Source organism: Frigoribacterium sp. AC394, assembly GCF_979258095.1.
Window position 1 is genome coordinate 1465092 of sequence record NZ_OZ409834.1, and the last position, 19006, is coordinate 1484097.

Annotated in this window: 17 protein-coding genes; 9 read left to right on the forward strand and 8 right to left on the reverse strand. The window is 72.1% G+C overall.

The features are described 5' to 3' along the window. The first annotated feature begins 4 nt into the window (after positions 1-4). Positions 5-1408, forward strand: coding sequence for an MFS transporter (locus ACZZY9_RS06800; protein ID WP_463463510.1), 1404 nt, complete (start codon positions 5-7; stop codon positions 1406-1408). A 188-nt stretch (positions 1409-1596) separates the two neighbouring features. Further along, positions 1597-2901: a PP2C family protein-serine/threonine phosphatase gene (locus tag ACZZY9_RS06805; protein ID WP_463463511.1), complete on the forward strand. Its 1305-nt coding sequence runs from the start codon at positions 1597-1599 to the stop codon at positions 2899-2901. An 80-nt stretch (positions 2902-2981) separates the two neighbouring features. Here ACZZY9_RS06805 and ACZZY9_RS06810 read toward each other — a convergent pair whose 3' ends face one another. After that, entirely contained in the window at positions 2982-3893 is a 912-nt protein-coding gene (locus ACZZY9_RS06810) for a hypothetical protein (protein ID WP_463463512.1), read from the reverse strand. A gap of 218 nt (positions 3894-4111) precedes the next feature. Here ACZZY9_RS06810 and ACZZY9_RS06815 point away from each other — a divergent pair, with 218 nt between their 5' ends. The 3 genes from ACZZY9_RS06815 (at position 4112) to ACZZY9_RS06825 (ending at position 7235) form a co-directional block, all read left to right on the forward strand. After that, the gene (locus ACZZY9_RS06815) at positions 4112-5062 is read left to right on the forward strand and encodes a hypothetical protein (RefSeq protein WP_463463513.1); all 951 of its coding nucleotides are present in this window, start codon (positions 4112-4114) and stop codon (positions 5060-5062) included. A gap of 59 nt (positions 5063-5121) precedes the next feature. Then, entirely contained in the window at positions 5122-6018 is an 897-nt protein-coding gene (locus tag ACZZY9_RS06820) for an endo alpha-1,4 polygalactosaminidase (RefSeq protein WP_463463514.1), read from the forward strand. 191 nt (positions 6019-6209) lie between these two features. Further along, a complete protein-coding gene (locus ACZZY9_RS06825; protein WP_463463515.1) occupies positions 6210-7235 on the forward strand; it encodes a hypothetical protein in 1026 nt (341 codons plus the stop codon). Here the strand turns inward: ACZZY9_RS06825 and ACZZY9_RS06830 are convergent. The 3 genes from ACZZY9_RS06830 to ACZZY9_RS06840 are packed head-to-tail and all read right to left on the reverse strand — an operon-like array spanning position 7219 to position 10786. Continuing rightward, a complete protein-coding gene (locus ACZZY9_RS06830) occupies positions 7219-8064 on the reverse strand; it encodes a transglutaminase family protein (protein ID WP_192060788.1) in 846 nt (281 codons plus the stop codon). The two genes, ACZZY9_RS06825 and ACZZY9_RS06830, sit on opposite strands and share 17 nt — an antisense overlap. Continuing rightward, a complete protein-coding gene (locus ACZZY9_RS06835; RefSeq protein WP_192060789.1) occupies positions 8061-8990 on the reverse strand; it encodes an alpha-E domain-containing protein in 930 nt (309 codons plus the stop codon). Before ACZZY9_RS06835 ends, ACZZY9_RS06830 begins: the two co-directional genes overlap by 4 nt. Then, on the reverse strand, positions 8984-10786 hold the full coding sequence (locus tag ACZZY9_RS06840) for a circularly permuted type 2 ATP-grasp protein (RefSeq protein ID WP_463463516.1): 1803 nt from the start codon (positions 10784-10786) through the stop codon (positions 8984-8986). The genes ACZZY9_RS06835 and ACZZY9_RS06840 overlap by 7 nt, the downstream gene beginning before the upstream one ends. A 284-nt stretch (positions 10787-11070) precedes the next feature. Between ACZZY9_RS06840 and ACZZY9_RS06845 the strand changes: the two genes are divergently transcribed. The 3 genes from ACZZY9_RS06845 to ACZZY9_RS06855 all read left to right on the forward strand — a co-directional run bounded on the left by ACZZY9_RS06845 (position 11071) and on the right by ACZZY9_RS06855 (position 14290). Further along, the gene (locus tag ACZZY9_RS06845; protein WP_463463517.1) at positions 11071-12798 is read left to right on the forward strand and encodes a hypothetical protein; all 1728 of its coding nucleotides are present in this window, start codon (positions 11071-11073) and stop codon (positions 12796-12798) included. 94 nt (positions 12799-12892) lie between these two features. Further along, on the forward strand, positions 12893-13105 hold the full coding sequence (locus ACZZY9_RS06850; RefSeq protein ID WP_192060790.1) for a hypothetical protein: 213 nt from the start codon (positions 12893-12895) through the stop codon (positions 13103-13105). Between the two features lie 189 nt (positions 13106-13294). Further along, a complete protein-coding gene (locus ACZZY9_RS06855) occupies positions 13295-14290 on the forward strand; it encodes an NADP-dependent oxidoreductase (RefSeq protein WP_463463518.1) in 996 nt (331 codons plus the stop codon). Between the two features lie 138 nt (positions 14291-14428). Here the strand turns inward: ACZZY9_RS06855 and ACZZY9_RS06860 are convergent, their stop codons facing one another. Next, positions 14429-15031: a TetR/AcrR family transcriptional regulator gene (locus tag ACZZY9_RS06860; RefSeq protein ID WP_463463519.1), complete on the reverse strand. Its 603-nt coding sequence runs from the start codon at positions 15029-15031 to the stop codon at positions 14429-14431. 107 nt (positions 15032-15138) lie between these two features. Here ACZZY9_RS06860 and ACZZY9_RS06865 point away from each other — a divergent pair, with 107 nt between their 5' ends. Then, positions 15139-15849: an SDR family oxidoreductase gene (locus ACZZY9_RS06865; RefSeq protein ID WP_463463520.1), complete on the forward strand. Its 711-nt coding sequence runs from the start codon at positions 15139-15141 to the stop codon at positions 15847-15849. Between the two features lie 193 nt (positions 15850-16042). On the opposite strand, the gene ACZZY9_RS06870 is transcribed toward ACZZY9_RS06865, so the two are convergent. The 3 genes from ACZZY9_RS06870 to ACZZY9_RS06880 all read right to left on the reverse strand — a co-directional run bounded on the left by ACZZY9_RS06870 (position 16043) and on the right by ACZZY9_RS06880 (position 18853). Then, positions 16043-16999 carry an SDR family NAD(P)-dependent oxidoreductase gene (locus ACZZY9_RS06870; protein ID WP_463463521.1) on the reverse strand — a complete coding sequence of 319 codons (957 nt, stop codon included), beginning with the start codon at positions 16997-16999 and terminating at the stop codon, positions 16043-16045. Positions 17000-17090: 91 nt separating this feature from the next. After that, positions 17091-17699 (reverse strand): CDP-alcohol phosphatidyltransferase family protein, encoded by a 609-nt coding sequence (locus ACZZY9_RS06875; RefSeq protein WP_192060795.1) that lies wholly within the window; start codon positions 17697-17699, stop codon positions 17091-17093. A 116-nt stretch (positions 17700-17815) separates the two neighbouring features. Beyond that, a complete protein-coding gene (locus ACZZY9_RS06880) occupies positions 17816-18853 on the reverse strand; it encodes a septum formation family protein (RefSeq protein WP_463463522.1) in 1038 nt (345 codons plus the stop codon). Positions 18854-19006 lie beyond the last annotated feature (153 nt).

Sequence of the window (19006 nt, forward strand, 5' to 3'; positions counted from 1 at the left end):
TGTCGTGAGCACGATGTTCCGCAGCCTCTCGCTGGTCAACTACCGGCTGTGGTTCGCCGGCGCCCTCGTGTCGAACATCGGCACGTGGATGCAGCGCACGGCGCAGGACTGGCTCGTCCTCACCGATCTGACCGACGACGATGCGACGGCGCTCGGCATCACCATGGCGCTCCAGTTCGCGCCGCCCATCCTGATGGTCCCCATCACGGGGCTGATCGCCGACCGGTTCGACCGGAGACGGCTGCTGATGGTGACGCAGCTGAGCATGGGCCTGCTCGGACTCGCTCTCGGCCTGCTCGTGCTGACCGACACCGTCGAGCTCTGGATGGTCTACGTCTTCGCGCTGCTGCTCGGCGTCGCAGCCGCCATCGATGCGCCCGTGCGGCAGAGCTTCGTCTCCGAGCTCGTCCCGCCCGGTCATCTCACCAACGCCGTCAGCCTCAACTCGGCCTCGTTCAACGGCGCCCGCCTGATCGGCCCGGCCGTCGCGGGGGTGCTCATCGCGACGATCGGCACGGGATGGGTGTTCATGATCAACGCCGGCTCGTTCGCGGCGGTGCTGCTGTCGCTGCGGTTCATCCGGGTGGCGCAGCTCGAGCTGAAACCGGTCGTCTCGCGAGCGAAGGGCCAGATCAGAGAGGGGTTCCGGTACGTCCGCGACCGGCCCGACCTCGTGGTCGTCTTCGTCATGGTGTTCGTGATCGGCACCTTCGGCCTCAACTTCGCCATCTTCACCTCGACGATGGCGAGCGTCGAGTTCGGCACCGACGCGAGCGGCTTCGGCCTGCTCTCGTCGTGCATCGCCGTCGGCTCGCTGGTCGGCGCCCTGCTCTCGGCACGACGCGAGCGGCCCCGATGGCGCGTGCTGATCGCGGCCGCGCTCGCCTTCGGCGTGACCTGCCTCGTCTCGGCCCTGATGCCGTCGTACTGGAGCTTCGCCGCCGTGCTCGTCGCGGTCGGGCTGTCGTCGATCACCCTCATGACGACGGCGAACGCGACCGTGCAGCTGACGACGGCACCGAGGATGCGCGGCCGCGTCATGGCCCTCTACATGGCGGTCTTCACGGGTGGCACGCCGCTCGGCGCACCGGTGGTCGGTTGGGTCGCCGACGTGGCCGGCCCCCGCTGGGCCATCGGCGTGGCCGCCGCCTCGGGCTTCGTCGCCGCCGCCGTGGCGATCGTGTGGCTGATCCGGGGTCGGCATCTGCGCGTGCATCGGGTGCTGCCCGACGACCCGGCGGTCGCGACGGGCGCGCTTCCCGTGGTCGGTGCGGGGCGGTTCCACTACACGCTGCAGCACGACGGCGACGCCGCGGGGCAGACCGCCGCGCGCGAGCGCGCCGCGCGCGAGCAGGCGGCCCGCGATCTCGGTCTGGACGAGGGGACCGCGACGGATCGGCCGACCTGACCCGCGCCTCCTCGGGCCGACGGTTCTGTCGACCCGCGCCCTGGGGGCCCACCGGCCCAGCGCTCCGCCTCTAGGGTGAGTGGTGAGGATGTCCCAGCATCTAAACTGGACGGACCTTTCCACCTCTTCGTGCGACGGGTACCACAGGCACGAAACGGACGGTCACCGCCGCCCGCGAGGGAGGACGCATGTCGGATCAGAGCACCAGCGGGCCTCGATCGCGGTTCCTCACCCGGGCAGCCGAGCGGATCACGACCCGCCGCCTCCCGTTCGTCAAGCAGGCGTTCATCGCCGCGCTCATGCTCGCCGCAGGCGTGCTCAGCACGAGCGCGCCGTGGCTGACGGTCACCGACGCGGTCGCCCTCTGGTCCGGGGTCGCCCTCGCGGGCCTCGCTCTCGGCTTCGCGCTCGCCATCGACCGGGGCGTCGTGCCGCTGCGCTGGGAGCTGCTGATCCCCGCCGCCGACTTCGTCGCCGTGGGTCTCCTCCGGCACGGCACCGGCGACAGCCGCTCGGTCTACCTGAACTTCGTGCTGCTGCCCATCGTCTGGATCGCGGCCAACCCGGGACGACGCCACGTCGTCTACCCGGCCATCGGTTCGTCGGTCACCCTGCTGATGCCGTTCCTCTTCGACCCGTCGGGGCCGCCGTCGAGCGAGGTCGTGCGACTCGTGCTGTCCGTCGTCGTCTACGGGACCCTCGCGGTCGCCGTGAACGAGCTGGCCCGGCAGGCCGAACTGCGCCTCACCCTGTCGCAGGCCCGGCGTCGCGCGGTTCAGGGCGAGCTCGACCGCGCCGCCGTGGTGCAGCAGTCGCTGCTGCCGCCGGACGCGTCGACCCTGCCGAACTCGTTCTCGGTCTTCGGCGCGTGCGTGCCGGCCCGTACGGTCGGCGGCGACTTCTTCGACTGGTACCCCACCGACGACGGCATCGCGCTGACCCTCGGCGACGTCATGGGCAAGGGCGTCGGCGCGGGCATGATCGCCGCGGCCGTCCGGGCCGTCATGCGCAGCTCGGCCGACGAGTCGGACCCTGCGACGGCCCTCAAGCGCGCCTCCACGGGGGTCGAGACGGGCGGTCTCGGGGTCGACACCCAGTTCACCACCTGCTTCCATGCCCGGATCGGCATGGACGGCGTCATCCACTGGTCGGACGCCGGTCACGGCCTCGCCGTGCTGCGACGCGCCGACGGAACGGTCGAGCGGCTGCGCTCGCTCAACCTGCCGATCGGCATCGGCACGGAGTGGACGACCTTCACCACGCAGGCCCGCGCCGGCGACACCCTGATCTGCGTCAGCGACGGCGTGCTCGACCTCTACGACGACGAGCTGGAGGCGGTCAACCGCTTCGAGGACCTCGTGCGTCAGACGCCCGGCGCCGCCGCCATCGTCCACTCGATCGCCGCCACGGCCGGGTTGGAGGAGCGCCCCGACGACGTGACGGTCATGGCGGCCACGTTCGAGCCGGCCCGCACGACCCCGGCCCGCGACTAGACGCTCGCCGCGAGCGGGCGAGCCGCAGGCCGCCCGTCGCCGCGGCTACCGGCTACCGGCTACCGGCTACCGGCTACCGGCTACCGGTCGAAGAAGTCGCTCAACCCGGGGATCTGGAAGTTCGAGCCGAACTCGCTCGCCTGCTCGCCGAGACCGCCGACGAAGTCCCCGCCGCTCGCCGCGAGGTCCTCTCCGCTCGCGGCGAGACCGTCGACGCCTTCGAAGCCGCCCAGCCCCTCGAGCCCTTCGAACCCGCCGGTGAACTGCTCGAAGTCGACGCCCGAGGCGAGGGCGTCGGTCAGCAGCGGTGCCGCGACGGCGCTGAGGGCCGCCCCGCCGGCCACCGCGAGCGCGAGGCCTCCGAGTGCGGCGACGCCGGCACCGGCGGCGGCACCGGCCGCGACCTTGCCCCCGCTGCTGCCCAGCACGCGCTTCATGAGCCCGGGTCGGGCGACCTCGCCGCGGGTCGCCGAGCGGGCCAGGTCGGCCGGGCTGCTCGACGCCGGGCGATCGCCGGCCGGGGACTCGGCGGTGAGACGGGCCAGCACCTGCTCGCGCTGCGCGGGCGTCAGTCGCTCGAACGCGTCGCGGTGCACCTGCTCGAGCTGCTGCGGCGGCGCGGTCTGCAGGAGGTAGTCGTACTTGGCGAGCGCCTGCCGGTCGGCGGGCGACAGCCCGGCACCGGAGCGACCGTCTCGACCCTGCCCGGGGTTCTGCTGCCGGGGCGCGGCCTGGCCGTGGCCCTGGCCGCCCTGGCCGTAGCCCTGACGCTGGCGGTCGTAGCCCTGGTCGTGCCGCTGGCCCTGGCCGTAGCCCTGCCCGCCCTGGCCCTGTCGGTCGTCGCCGGTCACCTTGTCGGTGACCTTGCGCACCATGTCGCGCCAGTCCGTCGACCCGGAGCCCGAGCCTCCGCCCGAACCCGAGCCGCTCCCGGTGTTCGAGTTGTCGAGCGCCCGCTTGGCGGCACCGATGAGTCGTGAGAAGTCAGCCATGCGTCGATGCTGTCGACTCCGGATCGGAGAAGACCCCGCGAACCCCGTGCAACCGCCCGGAACGTGCGCACTGTGCACGACACAGCGCATCCCCCGCGCGCCCGTGCTCACCCGGGGAGCCCGCCCGAGGACTAGATTCTCAGCAGGGCGGCATCACCCGGCCCGTCCCGTCCGGCCCCACGTGGCCCGTCCGTCCCGTCCGCAAGAGGAGGTGCCCCATGAACAGAGTCTCCGCAGCAGTCACCGTCGGCCTCGTCATGAGCGCCGCCGGTCTGCTGATCGCCCTCGCCTCGACCTTCCGGCTCGTGCAGACGGGCCTCTTCTCCGGCGACTACGTCGCCCCCGGTCAGCTCGACTTCGAGGCCGTGGCGTTCGCCGTGCTCGGCATCGGCCTCTTCGTCTCGGGACTCGCCTTCGCCCTGGTCGGTCTCGCCGACATAGTCCTCGGCGCCCTGCCCGCCGACTCGGTCGAACCGATCTCCGACCCCGCCGAGGAGGCGCGCCCGGCTCCTGCGGACCAGCTCGCGGTCGTTCCCAGCCCGGCTCCCCCGGCCCGCGCCTCCTCCGCTCCCGACCGCACGGGCGACGAGCCGGCCGTGCACGAGCCCGCCCGCCACGCCTCCGTCCAGGACGAGCCCCGGGGGTACGTGCCCGAGGGGCGCGCACCCGAGAGACCGGCGCCCGTCGACGACGCTCCGGTCGGGCCCAGCGCGGCCGACCGGCTCCGTACCCGGAGTGCGACGATCGCGGCCGCGGCCGGACCGATCGCCAAGTCGGGGTGGGACCGCGTCCGCAACGGCAGCCGGGCCGCCGGGGCCGCGACCGCCGCCGGGGCGCGCGCCACGGGGGATGGCATGCGCCGCGCCTCCTCGGCCGCTGCAGCCCGTGCCCGCGAGAACGCCCGCGCCCTCGCCGCCGCGCGCGAGGTCGACCGCCGACGCGACCTCGAGCGCGAGGAGAACCTGACGAGCGCCCGCGCGAGGTTCCTCGCCGACCGCCACTCGCCGACGACGCCGGCCCCCGCGACGCTGCGCCCGGCGAACCTGCCCCCCGTGTCGCAGCACCCTGCGGAGCAGCGTCCGGCGGAGCAGCACCCTGCGGAGCAGCCGCCGACGGCCGAGACGCCGACCGCTGAGACGACGACCGGCTCCGGCACCCGACTTCGCTGACTCCGCAGGTCAGGCGTCGACCCCGACGGCGGCTCGTCGTCGTGACCTAGGCTCGGCTCGTGCCGAACGACATCGAACCGACCTCTCCTCGCAGCCTCGCCCGGGTCGGCTCGACCCGCCGATCCGCACGATCCGTGGCCGCTCTCGCGACCTGCGCCGTGCTCGTGCTCGGGGTGACCGCCTGCTCGACGGGCCCGGGTGACGGTGCGGCCAGCGCCTCCTCGTCCGAGGTCGCCCTGCCCCCGACCGGCGCGGGGTTCGATTACCAGTTAGGAGGCGCGTCGGCCGTCCCCGACGGAGCCTCGGTCGTCGCGCGAGACAGTACCGACGAACCCGCCGACGGCGCCTACGGCATCTGCTACGTGAACGGATTCCAGACCCAGCCGGGCGTCGACTGGCCGAGCGATCTGCTCGTGCGACTGCCCGGCGGCGAACCGCTGGTCGACCCGAACTGGCCCGACGAGCACATCCTCGACATCGCGACCGACCCGAACCGTCAGGCGATCGCCGCCCGCCTGGCGAGCAGCATCGACGGCTGCGCCGACTCCGGCTACCAGGCGGTGGAGTTCGACAACCTCGACTCGTGGACCCGCTCCGACGGCGCGTTCGACGAAGACGACGCGGTCGCCTACGCGACGCTGCTCGTCGCCGAGGCGCACGAGGTCGGTCTGGCGGCCGCGCAGAAGAACACGGCCGATCTCGGCGCCCGCGGTCGAGACGAGATCGGCTACGACTTCGCGATCACGGAGGAGTGCGATCTCTTCGACGAGTGCGACACGTTCACGGACGTGTACGGCGCCCTGGTGTTCGACGTCGAGTACACCGACGACCTGCGGGGCACGGCCGCCGAGGTGTGCGACCGCGTCGCAGCGCTCGATCCGGCGCCCACGACGATCGTGCGCGACCGCGACCTCGTGCCGGCCGACGATCCGGCCTACGCGTACACCGCCTGCTGAGCTGCGCTGCACTGCACTGCACTGCACTGCACTGCACTGCACTGCACTGCACTGCACTGCACTGCACTGAGCCACTCAGGGTTCGGCGGGTTCCCGTCATCGGCGGCGGGTCAGCGCTGACCCGCCGCGGATGACGGGAACCCGCCGAACCGCCGAGAGACTGCCCGGGGGCCCGCCCTAGACTCGCGGGCATGAGGCGCCACCTTCGCTGGATCATCCCGCTCGCCGCCGGCGTGCTGGCCGTCGTGGTGCTGCCCCTGATCGCCGGCGCCATCACCTCGAGCACGAGCACGGGCACGGGCACCTCCTCCTCGTCGACCATCGGCGCGACCCTCGGGTCGAGCATCGCCTCGCTGGCCGTCGTGCTCGCCATCCCGGTGTGCGCGGTCGTCGCGGTCGTGCTGACCGTCCGAGGCGCGATGCGCACCTTCCGCGACTGGCGTCACCGCACCGGGCGCTACACGCGATCCGAGCGCAGCGCCGAGCTCGTCAGGGTCGACCGCGCGACAGCGAGCGAGGCCGCCTGGGCCGAGGCGAGACGGCTCCGCCGGACGCTGCTCGATCAGCAGGTGCCGCAGACCATCCCCGTCTGGGAGATCGTGCCGCAGCCCGGCGAGGTCTTCTTCTACAGCGTGGGGGTCGAGTACGAGCGTTACTACGGTCAGACCGTCGTTCAGGGCGGGGGCAGCAGGTTCTTCGTCGGCAGCCCCGCGTTCGTGCTCGCCGGGCTCGCCGTCTCGACGCTGAGCAACGCCTCGGCTCGACGATCGGCCGAGGCGCAGGCCCGCGACCAGTGGCGCGAGCACCAGGACGTCCGTCTCGTCGTGTCGAACCAGCGTCTGATCTGCCTCGCGGGCGGGCAGTGGGTCAGCTTCCACTACTCGGCGATGACGGCCGTCTACCCCGAGGTCGGCGACTGGGCCCTGGTCTGCGAGTTCGACGGCATCACCTCGCCGCTGCGTCTGCGCGGCGTCGACGCCCCGATCGCCGCCGTCATGACCCTCTTCGGCACACACGGCCTCGACGGGGTCGCGAACCACCCGAGCCTGCGTCCGCTCGACGCCGAACTCGCCACCGCGGCCCGAGCAGGCAGCTCGAGCACCGCAACCAGCACCGGCACCGCCACCAGCACCGGCACCGGCACCAGCACCGGCACCGGCACCGGCACCGCCCTCCCCGAAGCCCCCGACCCGCCGGCCCTCACGCCTCGCGGGTGATCTCCACCGTGACGAACAGCTTCGAGTTCGACGACCCGGCGTACACCCCGCGGAGCGGCGGCACGTCGCGGTAGTCGCGCCCCTGGCCGACGATCACGTGCCGCTCCCCGATGTCGATCAGGTTGGTCGGGTCGTAGCCGTGCCACGAGCCGCAGAAGTACTCGACCCAGGCGTGCGACTCCCCTGTCACGGTCTCGCGCAGCTCGGCGTTCGGCTTCGGGTGCAAGTACCCGCTGACGTACCGGGCGGGGATGCCGGCGGCTCGCAACGCGCCCACCGTGATGTGGGCGATGTCCTGGCAGACCCCGGCCCGCGCCTCCCACGCCTCCGAGGCCGTCGTCTTCACGTTGGTGACCCCGGGCAGGTAGGCCACGGCGTCGCCGAGGCGTTCGCAGATCGCGAGCCCGGCCGCGCAGGGCGACGAGGCGGTCGCCGCGATCTCGCGCGCGAGGGCGACGAGGTCGTCGGGCGGCGTCGTCAGCGGCGTCTGCTCGAGGTGCTCGACGAACTCGGTGGTGGCGCCGGCGACCTCGGCCAGCTCGTGCCAGTCCATCGCGGAGTCGGGGTGCACGACGGGTCGCACCTCGACCAGCGACGTGGCCGTCAGCGAGAGCTGGCGGTGCGGCAGCAGCACCTCGAACGACGACACCCGGGTGCCCCAGTAGTCGACGTACTCGTGGGTCGCCGCGACCGGCTCGATGCGCAGGTGCGACGAGATGACGAACTGCCCCTCGGTGTGCGCGGGCAGCATGCGCGCCTCGTTGTAGCTCGCGACGGCCTCGCCGAGGTACGAGAACCCGGTCTGGTGCCTGATGCGCAGTCGGCTCACGACCGACCACCCACCCAGGTGGGTGCGGCGCTGGTCGGGAAGTACCGCTGACGGATCGCCTCGGACGCCGCGCTGGTCGCCTCCTGCACGACGTCCATCTGACCGGGCAGGTCGTCGAGGATCCGCCCGATCGGCTTGTACTCGAGCTCGCTGCGCATCTGACCGAGGATGCGCACCCCGCTGTCCGACGCCGCCACACGATGGTTCGCGGGCTCGACCTCGCGGAGGCAGGCCTCGGCACGGCTGATCGCGAACAGGACGCTGCGCGGGAAGAGCCGGTCGAGCAGCAGGAACTCCGCCGCGTTGCGCGCGCTCGGCACCCCCTTGTAGGTGCGGAGGTACGCCTCGTAGGCGCCGCACGAGCGGAGGATCGTCGTCCACGACGGCCCCGACGCCTCCGTCAGCGTGCGGGTGGCGAGCAGCCGGGCCGTCATGTCGGCGCGCTCGATGGAGCGCCCGAGGGTGAAGAACTGCCACACCTCGTCGCGACTCGTGGCCGACTCGATGATGCCCACGGCGAGGGCGCTGCGTTCACGCACCCAGGCGAAGAACTCGTGCACCTTGTCGTCCGCGACCTTGCGGGGCATCCGGGCGCGGGTGGTGTTCAGGCACTCCCACAGCTCGGTCGAGACGATCTCGCGGGCCCGGCGGGCGTTCTCGCGGGCGGCGCCGAGCGAGTACGCGATCGACGCCGGGTTGTGCCGGTCGACGGCGAGCATCGAGAGCACGTCGCCCCGGGTCAGCGACACGTCGGCGGGGGCCTCGCTGCCCATGACGGCGAGGAGGCTGCGGCAGGCGGTGTCCTCCTCGATCCACGGATCCTCGAGCAGCAGCTGGAGGTGCACGTCGAGGATGCGCGCGGTGCCGTCGGACCGCTCGATGTACCGGCCGATCCAGAACAGGCTCTCGGCGATGCGGCTCAGCATGGGGTTCCTTCCGAAGTGGGTGCCCCGAGGTCGGAGCGGGGGCCGGCAGGAGGCGCGGGTCGGCCTCGTGAACCGACCCGCGCCTCCTCGGCTCGTCGCTGTTGCTGCTGCTGCTGCTCGTGCTCCTGCTGCTGCTGGGCCTGCTGGTCGTTCCGCGGGTCGTCCTGAGGGGCGTGATCGGGGCTGTGGTCGCCGTGCGGCGAGGCGTCGGCGATGATCGGGATGGACTGCGTCGGCGTCGTCTGCTCGGCGATCAGGGCGCTGACGTCGTGGCCGGCCCAGGCGTTGACGTCGCCGCCGACGATCCAGGTGTCCTTCGAGCCGCCGCCCTGGCTGCTGTTGACGACCAGCTCGCCTTCGGGCAGGGCGACCCGGGTCAGACCGCCGGGCAGCACCCAGACGTCGTCGCCGTCGTGCACGGCGAAGGGCCGCAGGTCGGCGTGCCGGGCGCGGAGCCCCTCGTCGACGAGGGTGGGGATGGTGCTCAGCTGCACGACCGGCTGCGCGATCCAGCCGCGCGGGTCGGCCAGCAGCTGCGCGCGCAGCACGTCGAGCTCGCGTCGGCTCGCGGCCGGGCCGACGACCAGCCCCTTGCCGCCCGAGCCGTCCACCGGCTTGACGACCAGCTCGTCGAGCCGGTCGAGCACCTCGTCGAGAGCGCCCGGGTCTTCGAGACGCCAGGTGCGGACGTTCGGCAGCAGCGCCTCCTCGCCGAGGTAGTAGCGGATCAGCTCGGGCAGATACGTGTAGACGAGCTTGTCGTCGGCGACGCCGTTGCCCACCGCGTTGGCGATCGTCACGGTGCCGAGGCGGGCGGCCATCAGGAGGCCCGGCGAACCCAGCACGGAGTCGGCCCGGAACTGCAGCGGGTCGAGGAACTCGTCGTCGACCCTGCGGTAGATGACGTCGACGCGCTCGGGGCCGCCGGTGGTGCGCATGAAGACCCGGCCGCCCGAGCAGTAGAGGTCGCGGCCCTCGACCAGCTCGACGCCCATCAGGCGGGCCAGCAGGGTGTGCTCGTAGTAGGCCGAGTTGAAGACGCCGGGGGTCAGCACGACGACGGTGGGCTCGTCGACGCCCGACGGCGCGCTCTTCTTCAGGGCCGAGAGGAGGCGGTTGGGGTAGTCGCCGACGGGCCGCACGCGCATCGAGACGAAGAGCTCGGGCAGGGTCTGCGCCATGACGCGGCGGTTCGAGATGACGTAGCTGACGCCGCTCGGCACCCGCACGTTGTCTTCGAGCACGCACCAGGCGCCCGCCTCGTCGCGGATCAGGTCGATGCCCGACACCTGGATCCGCACGCCGTTGGCGGGCTCGATGCCCGCGGCCTGACGGTGGAAGTGACTCGACGAGGTCAGGAGGCTCGCGGGGATGACCCCGTCGGCCACCGCACGCTGCGGCCCGTAGACGTCGGCCAGGAACGCCTCGAGCGCCTTGACCCGCTGCGCGATGCCGGCCTCGACCCCCGACCACTCGTCGTGCTCGACCACCCGCGGCACGGCGTCGAGGGGGAACGGGCGCTCCTCCCCCGCGAAGTCGAAGGTGACGCCCTGGGCGAGGTACGAGTCGGCGAGCGCCGCCGTCCGACCGCGCAGGTCGTCCTGCGTCATGGCCTCGAGGGTCGCGTGGATGTCGGCGTAGGCGCGGCGGGCCTGGCCGTCGGTGTCGAACATCTCGTCCCACGCGCGGGGCGGGGTGCGGGTGCTGGCGGCGATGCCGGTCGTGCGGGTGCCGCCGCGTGCGCCGCCGTTCGTGCCGCCCCGATTGACGCCGTATCCGGTGAAGAGGTCGCCCATGCACCGACGGTACCGACGGGGTGTTGCGGGGGTGTTTCCGGTCGGGGGCGGGGGTGTTGCGCGAGTCGCCGTCAGCCCTGCGGCATGCGCCGTCGACCGGACTGATGAGAACACCTCATCCCAGCGGACGACATGCCATAACGGAACCGTAACGAGTCGTTCGGCGACCGTTCCGCACCCGTAGCGTCGCAGATGTCGCCTCGGAGATCACCGGAGGGGGCGGTTCTCGCCCGAGTGGATCCGGGCGGATCGGACGGGGCTCGATCCACACGAAGGGCATCACGATGAACACCACCTGGCAGAAGGCGCTCGCCATCCCGGCCACCTTCTCGATCGCGCTCGGGGGCGCACTGATCTCGGTCGGGCCGGCCATGGCCGCCGAGCCGGCCGTCGCGCCGACCAGCGAGACGAGCGCCGCACCCGCGGCCGAGGCTCCTGTCGCCGAGGAGGCGCCGGTCACCGCCGAGACGCCGGTCGCCGAAGAGCCGGTCGCCGACGAGCCGGTCGCCGAGGAGGCGCCGGTCGCCGCAGAGACGCCGGTCGCCGAAGAGGCGCCGGTCGCGGACGAGCCGGTCGCCGAGGACGCGCCGGTCGCCGAAGGCGCGCCCGTCGCCGACGAGCCGATCGCCGAGGAGGCGCCGGTCACCGCACCCACGGACGCTCCCGCCGACGAGGCGCCCGCCGACGATGCCGCGATCGACGACGACGTCGTCGCAGCCGCCGCGATCGCCGCGGCTCCCGTCGTCACCGGCCCGGCAGCGGGCAGCAGGGTCGCCGTCTCCCCGCAGGACGGCGGCACCAGCCGCACGGCTCCCGTCACCTTCACGGGCACCGCTCAGCCGGGCGCCGTGGTCAAGGTCCGTCTCGACCCGACCTCCGCCCTGTCGGGCGTCCGCTACGCGGAGACCCCCGTGGCCGCCGACGGGACCTGGAGCACGACCCTCACCCTCGCGACGATGGTCTGGAACACGACCGTCCGCCAGTACGAGGCCGGCGTCGACGGATCCCCGACGGGAGACGCGTCACCCGAGACCACGTTCCGCTTCGTGCTCGAGACCGCCTTCGAGGCGGCCCCCGCCGCGCCGGTGATGATCTCGCCGATCGACGGCGCGCAGATCGAGCCGACGACGGCGCAGGGCGCGAACGGCGACAACGGCCCGGTGCGGATCGTCATCACGGGCGTGCCCGGTGCCAAGGCCGAGTTCTCGTACCGCGAGATCGGCGGCAACCGCTATCGGACCGCCGTGCCCGAGCCCACCATCCCTGCGTCGGGAAGGCTCAGCTACGACGCGGTCATCCCGTCGGGCAAGTGGCGGATCAGCACGCGTCAGTACCTCGTGACCTCGACCGGTGCGCAGCTGAGCGAGAAGTCGCCCATCGCCGGCGGCCGGGCCATCGACCTGCGTCCCGTGACCCTGGCCACCCCGACCATCACCTCGCCCCGTGCCGGTGCGACGTACACGACCGACAGCGAGTTCCCGACCGACTACATCGGCGCACCCGCCGGTTACGTGCCCCCGACCCGTCCGGCCGCGCAGTTCGTCTTCGAGGGCACCGGCGTCGCCGGCGGATGGGTCGAGGCTACGCTGACCGGACGCGACCCCGGGGCCCGCGGGGTCTACCGGGTGGGCGCGGACGGCACGTTCAGCATCCCCTTCCTGGAGGAGCCGGGCCGCTACACCTACACGGTCCGTTCGGCGACCTTCGCCGGTGACCTCGCCTCCGACCCCGCGGCGGTGCGACGCATCTCGCCGTCGACCTCGGTCAGCTTCACCGTCGTGGAGCCCGTGGTCGTCCCCGCTGCGACCGGTGCCGAGGGTTCCGTCTCCGGCGCCACCGGCGGCGTGGGCACGTCGCCGGCGACGAGCGGGCAGGGGACGACGGCCGGCGGTTCGGCCCTCGCCTTCACCGGCACCGACGAGCGTCTCGCGTCGGCCGGTGTGATCGGCGGGATCCTCGTCGCCCTCGGGCTCGGCGCCCTCGTCGTCGCCCGTCGTCGCCGCTCCGTCTGACCGGAGCCCTGGTCGCCTCCGGGCCGGGCGGACATCCGCCCAGCCCGGAGGACTACCGTCGTACGGACCACAGATCGCCCACCGGGAGGACCCCATGCGTTTCCGTTACCTCGTCATCGCCGTCATCGCGTTCATCGCGTACACCTACGGAGCCAAGGCCGGCAAGGGTCGCTACAAGCAGATCTCGAACTACCTCGACTCCTTCTGGAACGACCCCAAGGTGAAGAAGGCACGCGCCGTCGCGAAGAAGGACGTCGCGAAGGCGCGCAAGGCGGCCGTGAAGAAGGCCTCCAAGCTCAACCGCTGAGTTCGGCAGAACCGAGTTCCTGAGACTCGGTCGTCGACCTCACGAGAAGAAGACCCCGGTGCCCGCACCGGGGTCTTCTTCTGTGCGGACGCGTCCTCGAGGCGTGATCTCGCGTGGGTCTTGACAATATGACTGAGTTGACTCACTATTGAGCATGGTCATCTAGAGCCCCATGTCAGAGGAGACACCATGCGAGCGATCATCGTCGACGAGTACAAGAAGCCTCTGCGCGAGGCCGATGTCGCCGAGCCCGTCGTCGGCGACCACGACGTGCTGGTCAAGGTCCTGGCAGCAGGGCTGAACCAGCTCGACGAGAAGATCCGCAAGGGCGAGTTCAAGCTGATCCTGCCGTACAAGACCCCCTTCACCCTCGGCCACGACGTCGCCGGCACGGTGATCGCAGTCGGCGCGAGGGTGCGGTCGATCAAGCCTGGCGACGAGGTCTTCGCCCGCCCGCGCGACCCCCGCATCGGCACGTTCGCCGAGCGCATCGCCGTCGATGAAGCCGACGTCGCCATCGCGCCGTCGAGCATCAGCCCGGTCGAGGCGGCCTCGCTGCCGCTGGTCGCTCTGACCGCCTGGCAGGCCCTCGTCGAGAAGGGCCGGGTCGGCCCCGGGCAGAAGGTGTTGATCCACGCCGGGTCGGGTGGCGTCGGGTCCATCGCGATCCAGCTCGCGAAGCACCTCGGCGCGACCGTGGCGACCACCGCCTCCTCGGCGAACGCGGACTTCGTCCGAGAGCTGGGTGCCGACGTCGTCGTCGACTACCGCAGCCAGGACTTCGCGACCCAGCTGTCGGGCTACGACTTCGTGCTCGACAGCCTCGGCGGCGAGAACCTCGAGAAGTCGCTGCGCGTTCTGCGACCCGGCGGCAAGGTGGTCGGCATCAACGGCCCGCCCGACCCCGCGTTCGCGAAGCAGGCACGACTCAACCCCGTGCTCCGACTCGTCATCGCCGGCCTCAGCCGCAGCGTCCGCAGCAAGGCCCGGAAGCTCGGCGTGACCTACGAGTTCCTCTTCATGCGCGCCGACGGACGACAGCTGCGGGAGATCGCCGCGCTGGTCGAGTCGGGCGCCATCCGACCCGTCGTCGGGGCGACCTTCGCCTTCGCCGAGACACCGGTGGCACTCTCGGCGCTCGGCACGAGCAGCATCCGCGGCAAGGCCGTCGTCACCGGGGCGTGACCGGGCCGATCCCGCTGCGCTCAGCGCCCTGCCGGAGGCACCTTCGAACTCGGCGCAGGTGCGGGGGCGGCTGCGCGGGCGGGGGTGCGGATGCCGCTGCGACGGCGGGTGCAGGTGCGGCTGCCGAGCCCGGCGGGGTCAGCGCGGCAGCACGGCCTCGAGCTGCGCCCTGATCGTCGCCACGACATCGACGACGGTCGTCGCCTCGTCGACCGCTGAGGCCATCACGACCAGCTGGACGGCCGACACGACATGGGCGAGCGTCGCCGCCTGCGCGGCCTCGACGCCCGATCGATCGGCGATCAGCTCGGCGATCAGCGCCTCCGTCTGCGCGACGATCGAGAGAGCCTCGGCATGATGCGGCTCGGCCGGGTCGCCGAACACCATCTCGCGCAGATACGTGCGGCCGTTCTCGACCTGAGCCCGGTTGCACTCGACGATCGGCGTGACGACGGCCAGCACCGCATCGAGCGTGGTCGCAGCCTCGGCGGCGTCGACGCGACCGCGTTCGAGCGAACGGGCGTAGTTGTCGTTCTGCGCGAGCAGCAGCAGCTCGCCCTTCGTCTTCGCGTAGAGGAACAGCGTGCCGGCGCCGATGTCGGCCGCCTCGGCGATCTGCTGCGTCGTGACGTCGTCGACGCCGTGCTGGGCGAACAGGTCGGAGGCGGCGCGGGTGATGCGCTCGAGCTTCTCCTGCTTGTTGCGCTCACGCCGACCGGACGGCGCGGATGTCGACGACATGGATCCTCCTGGAATAGAAACTGACTGCACTCGATTATGACAGTAGTCAGTCCGAGGCGGTCCGATCGGGGCCGCATCATCTTCGCATCATCGACAGGAAGACCCTCATGACCTCTCTCACCAACGCCGTCGTACTCGTCACCGGAGCGAACGGGGGCATCGGCACCCGGTTCGTCGAGGCCGCACTCGCCCGCGGGGCCGCCAAGGTCTACGCCACCGCGCGCACCCCGCGCACCTGGGACGACGAGCGCGTCGTGCCGCTCACGCTCGACGTCACCGACGCCGCCTCCATCGCCGCGGTCGTGGAAGCCGCCCCCGACGTCACCGTCCTGATCAACAACGCCGGCGCGAACGCCCCCACGCCGGGCATCCTGAGCCACACCGACGACGAGATCCGCGCCAACGTCGAGACGAACTTCTTCGGCCCGCTGTTCCTCGCCCGGGCCTACGCGCCGCTCCTCGCGGCCCGCGGAGGCGGCACGGCGATCATCGACATCCACTCCGCGCTCTCGTGGTTCGCCGTGGCCGGCATCTACTCGGCGACGAAGGCCGCGCTCTGGTCGGCGACCAACTCGCTGCGACTCGAGCTGCAGCCCGCCGGGGTGCAGGTCGTCGGGGTGCACGTCGGTTACGTCGACACGGCGATGGCCGCCGGCGTCACCGACGCGAAGACCGACCCGGCCGACCTCGTCGCGCTGGTCTTCGATGCGACCGAGGCGGGCCAGCACGAGGTCCTCGCCGACGACACGTCCCGTCAGCTCAAGGCCGGCCTCTCGGCCCCGCTCGAAGCGGTCTACCCCCAGCTCGCGCAGAGCTGACCGGCACGCCGAAGTGACCCGAAAGGCTAGTCCGGTGCCTTCAAGGGCACCTTTCGGGTCACCTCGATCGCCGGGGCGAAACCGACCGGCATCGAGGTGACCCGAAAGGGTAGTCCAGTGCCTCTGGAGACCCTGTTCGGGTCACCTCGATCGCCAGGGCGGCGCGGCGCAGCACTGCGCACCGCAGCGCGGACTAGCCGAGCAGCTGCTCGCTGAGACCCCAGAGGCGGTCGGCCTGCTCGGCGTCGAGGGCGTAGCCCTTCACCCCACGGCCGGGGGCGTCGTCGCTGAACGGCTCGGCCTCGTTCACGTCTTCGAAGTAGCGGGCGCCGACGCCCTCGACCAGCGGGTGCACGGCCACGAACACCGACGTCGCGGCGCCCTGCTCGGTCGACTTGAACGCCGGGTTCGGCGTGCCGTCGGCGTCGATCCAGCCGCGGTCGATCATCTCCTGCTTCGGCAGGTGACGCTGCAGCGGCGTCATGATGCCGCCCGGGTGCACCGCGTTCGCGAGCACGCCGTCGTCGGCCCAGCGGCTCGTGACGCCGACGGCGAAGAGCGAGTTGGCCGTCTTCGACTGGCCGTACGCCGCCCACGGGTCGTACTCGCGGCGCTCGAACATCACGTCATCGAACACGACGGGCGACCTGTGGTGACCGGTCGAGCTGAGCGACACCAACCGCGACGGGGATCCCGACGCCTGGGCGCCCTCGACCAGCGCGCCCCGCAGGGCGTTCGCGAGCGCGAAGTGGCCGAGGTGGTTGTTGCTGAACTGCAGCTCCCACCCCTCGGGGGTGCGGGTCTCAGGCGTCGCCATGACACCGGCGTTGTCGATCAGCACGTCGAGCGGGCCCTGCCAGTCGTCGGCGAACGCCTGCAGGGTGTCGCGCTTCTCCAGGTCGAGGTAGGCGGCCCGCACCGTGCCCGAGTCGGTGGACCGGCGGATGTCGGCCAGCACCTCCTCGGCCTGGTCCATCTTGCGGGCGGCGATGGTGACGTCGGCTCCGGCGGAGACCAGCGCACGGGCGGTCTCGACGCCGATGCCCGACGCTCCACCGGTGACGACGATGCGGGTGCCGGCGAGGTCGAGCCCCTCGACGACCTCGTGCGCGGTGCTGCGGGCGGTGAACGGTGTGGTGATGCGAGTCATGCCCTGAACGCTACGCCGCAGGCGCCGCGCAGCAACCAGCTGCCGCACCGCCCGCCTCGAAGGCCGGCCGCCGCATCGCCCGCCCCGCGGACTAGCGGTCGCGCATGCGCCGACCGAGGGCGACCCCGTAGATCACCGCGGCGACGTAGTGCCCGATCAGTCCGATCACGAGGAGGACGGAGGCGACCGTCTCGACCGTCTGCCCGACCGACTCGAGCCCCGCGGCCCCGTCGACCCGCCCCTGATCGACCAGAGCGACCCCGACGAGCAGCAGCAGCAACCCCGTGAAGATGAACGCGGTGCGCACCTTGCCGACCCACGTGACCGGGAACGACGCCCCGCCGAACGCGACGAGCGACACGATGCTCAGCAGCACGTCGGGCAGCAGGATCAGCACGAAGACCGGCCAGGGCAGCAGCCCGCCGAGTGCGAACGCGGCCACGACGGCGATGACGGTCAGCCGGTCGGCGACCGGGTCGAGCCACTTGCCGAGCTCGGAGATCGAGTTCGTCTTGCGGGCGACGAAGCCGTCGACGAAGTCCGTCAGGAAGACGACGGCGATGACCACCATCGACGACCAGTAGTGCCGGTCGACGATCAGCACGATGAACACCGGCAGCAGCAGGAGGCGCACCAGGGTGATCGCGTTCGGCACGGTCCGCCAGTCGTCTTGGCGGAACAGTCGATCGACCAGCGTCACGCGTCGTCCTCTCGCTGCGGCGTCGACTCGGGTGACGACGTGCTCGGTGGGTCGATTCTACGGGGCCGAGCCGCGCCTCCTCGGGGCCGACCCGCGCCTCCTCCGGGCCCTGGCGGTCAACCGCCGTAGCCGCGCAGGCTGCTCGTCAGCGTCTGGCCCTCGACGTAGAGGTAGCAGCTGATGATGCGGTCGCCCGCACGCCAGCCCTCCTCGGTGGGCTGGAGGAAGTCGTAGCCGACCACGGACTCCTCGAACTCGACGCCGACGAACCCGGGGAACGCGTCGTAGCAGAGCTGGTCGGCGGCCTCGCTGAGGGCCTGATCGCCCGGGAACTCGACGTCGGGGGCCTCGTCCTCGAAGAAGACCTCGTTGTCGTGCGGTGTCGTGCAGTCCTGTCGTTCGACCTCGACGACGACCCCGCCGGTGGTGCCCTGTCCGAACGAGAAGCAGTCGCCCAGGCGCAGCTCCTCGACGGGGGTGCCCGAGCCGCTGCCGTCCGCACTGCCGCCCGAGCCGCCGTCGGCGCCTGTGCCGACGCCGCTGCCCGAGGCCGAGTCGACGATGCCGCGCACGGCCCCGATGAGGCCGACGGACGACAGCCCGAGCATCACGATCACGACCACCGCGACGATGGCGATGAGCGGCCGCCGACGACGCAGCGGGCTGGGCGACCCCTCGGGCGTCGGCTGCCAGTACTCGTCGGGGCCGTGGGCCCGGTCGCGGGGCACGTAGGGCGCGGGGGTCGGCGCCCCGAAGGCGGCGGGCGCGGGGATCGCAGGAGGCGCGGGTCGGCGGGCGAGGACGGCCGGCGCATCCGCCTCGTCGGCCCCCACCGCCTCGGCCCAGCGCCCGACCGAGGCGACGACGGCATCGACGACGACCGCCTGATCGCTGTGCAGCGGCAGCCCGAGGCGCTCGACCGAGCGGTCGGCGACCGGGGTCACGCCGGTGGAGTCGGCCGACAGACCGGCGACGAACCAGTCGCGGCCGTCGTCGGCGAGGTCGAGGTAGAGACGGTGGCCGAGACGCAGGCGGAGGGCGGCGCCGCCGACGAGGTAGTCGGACGGACGCCCGTCGATCTCGACGCCGGGCAGGGCCCGCCGCAGACGGGCCGCCAGCTGCTCGAACAGCGGCGGCAGGTACGAGTTCGTCACGGTCTTCTCCTCGCGGCCGGTGCGGTGCCGCTCGTCGATCGTATCCGCCGCCGCTCGGGCGTCTGCGGGGAGTCGCCTGGATCCCGCACGGTGGGCAGGAAGCTCCCCCGCAAGCGACGCGAAGGGCACGTTCTGACCACCGAACACAGCGGA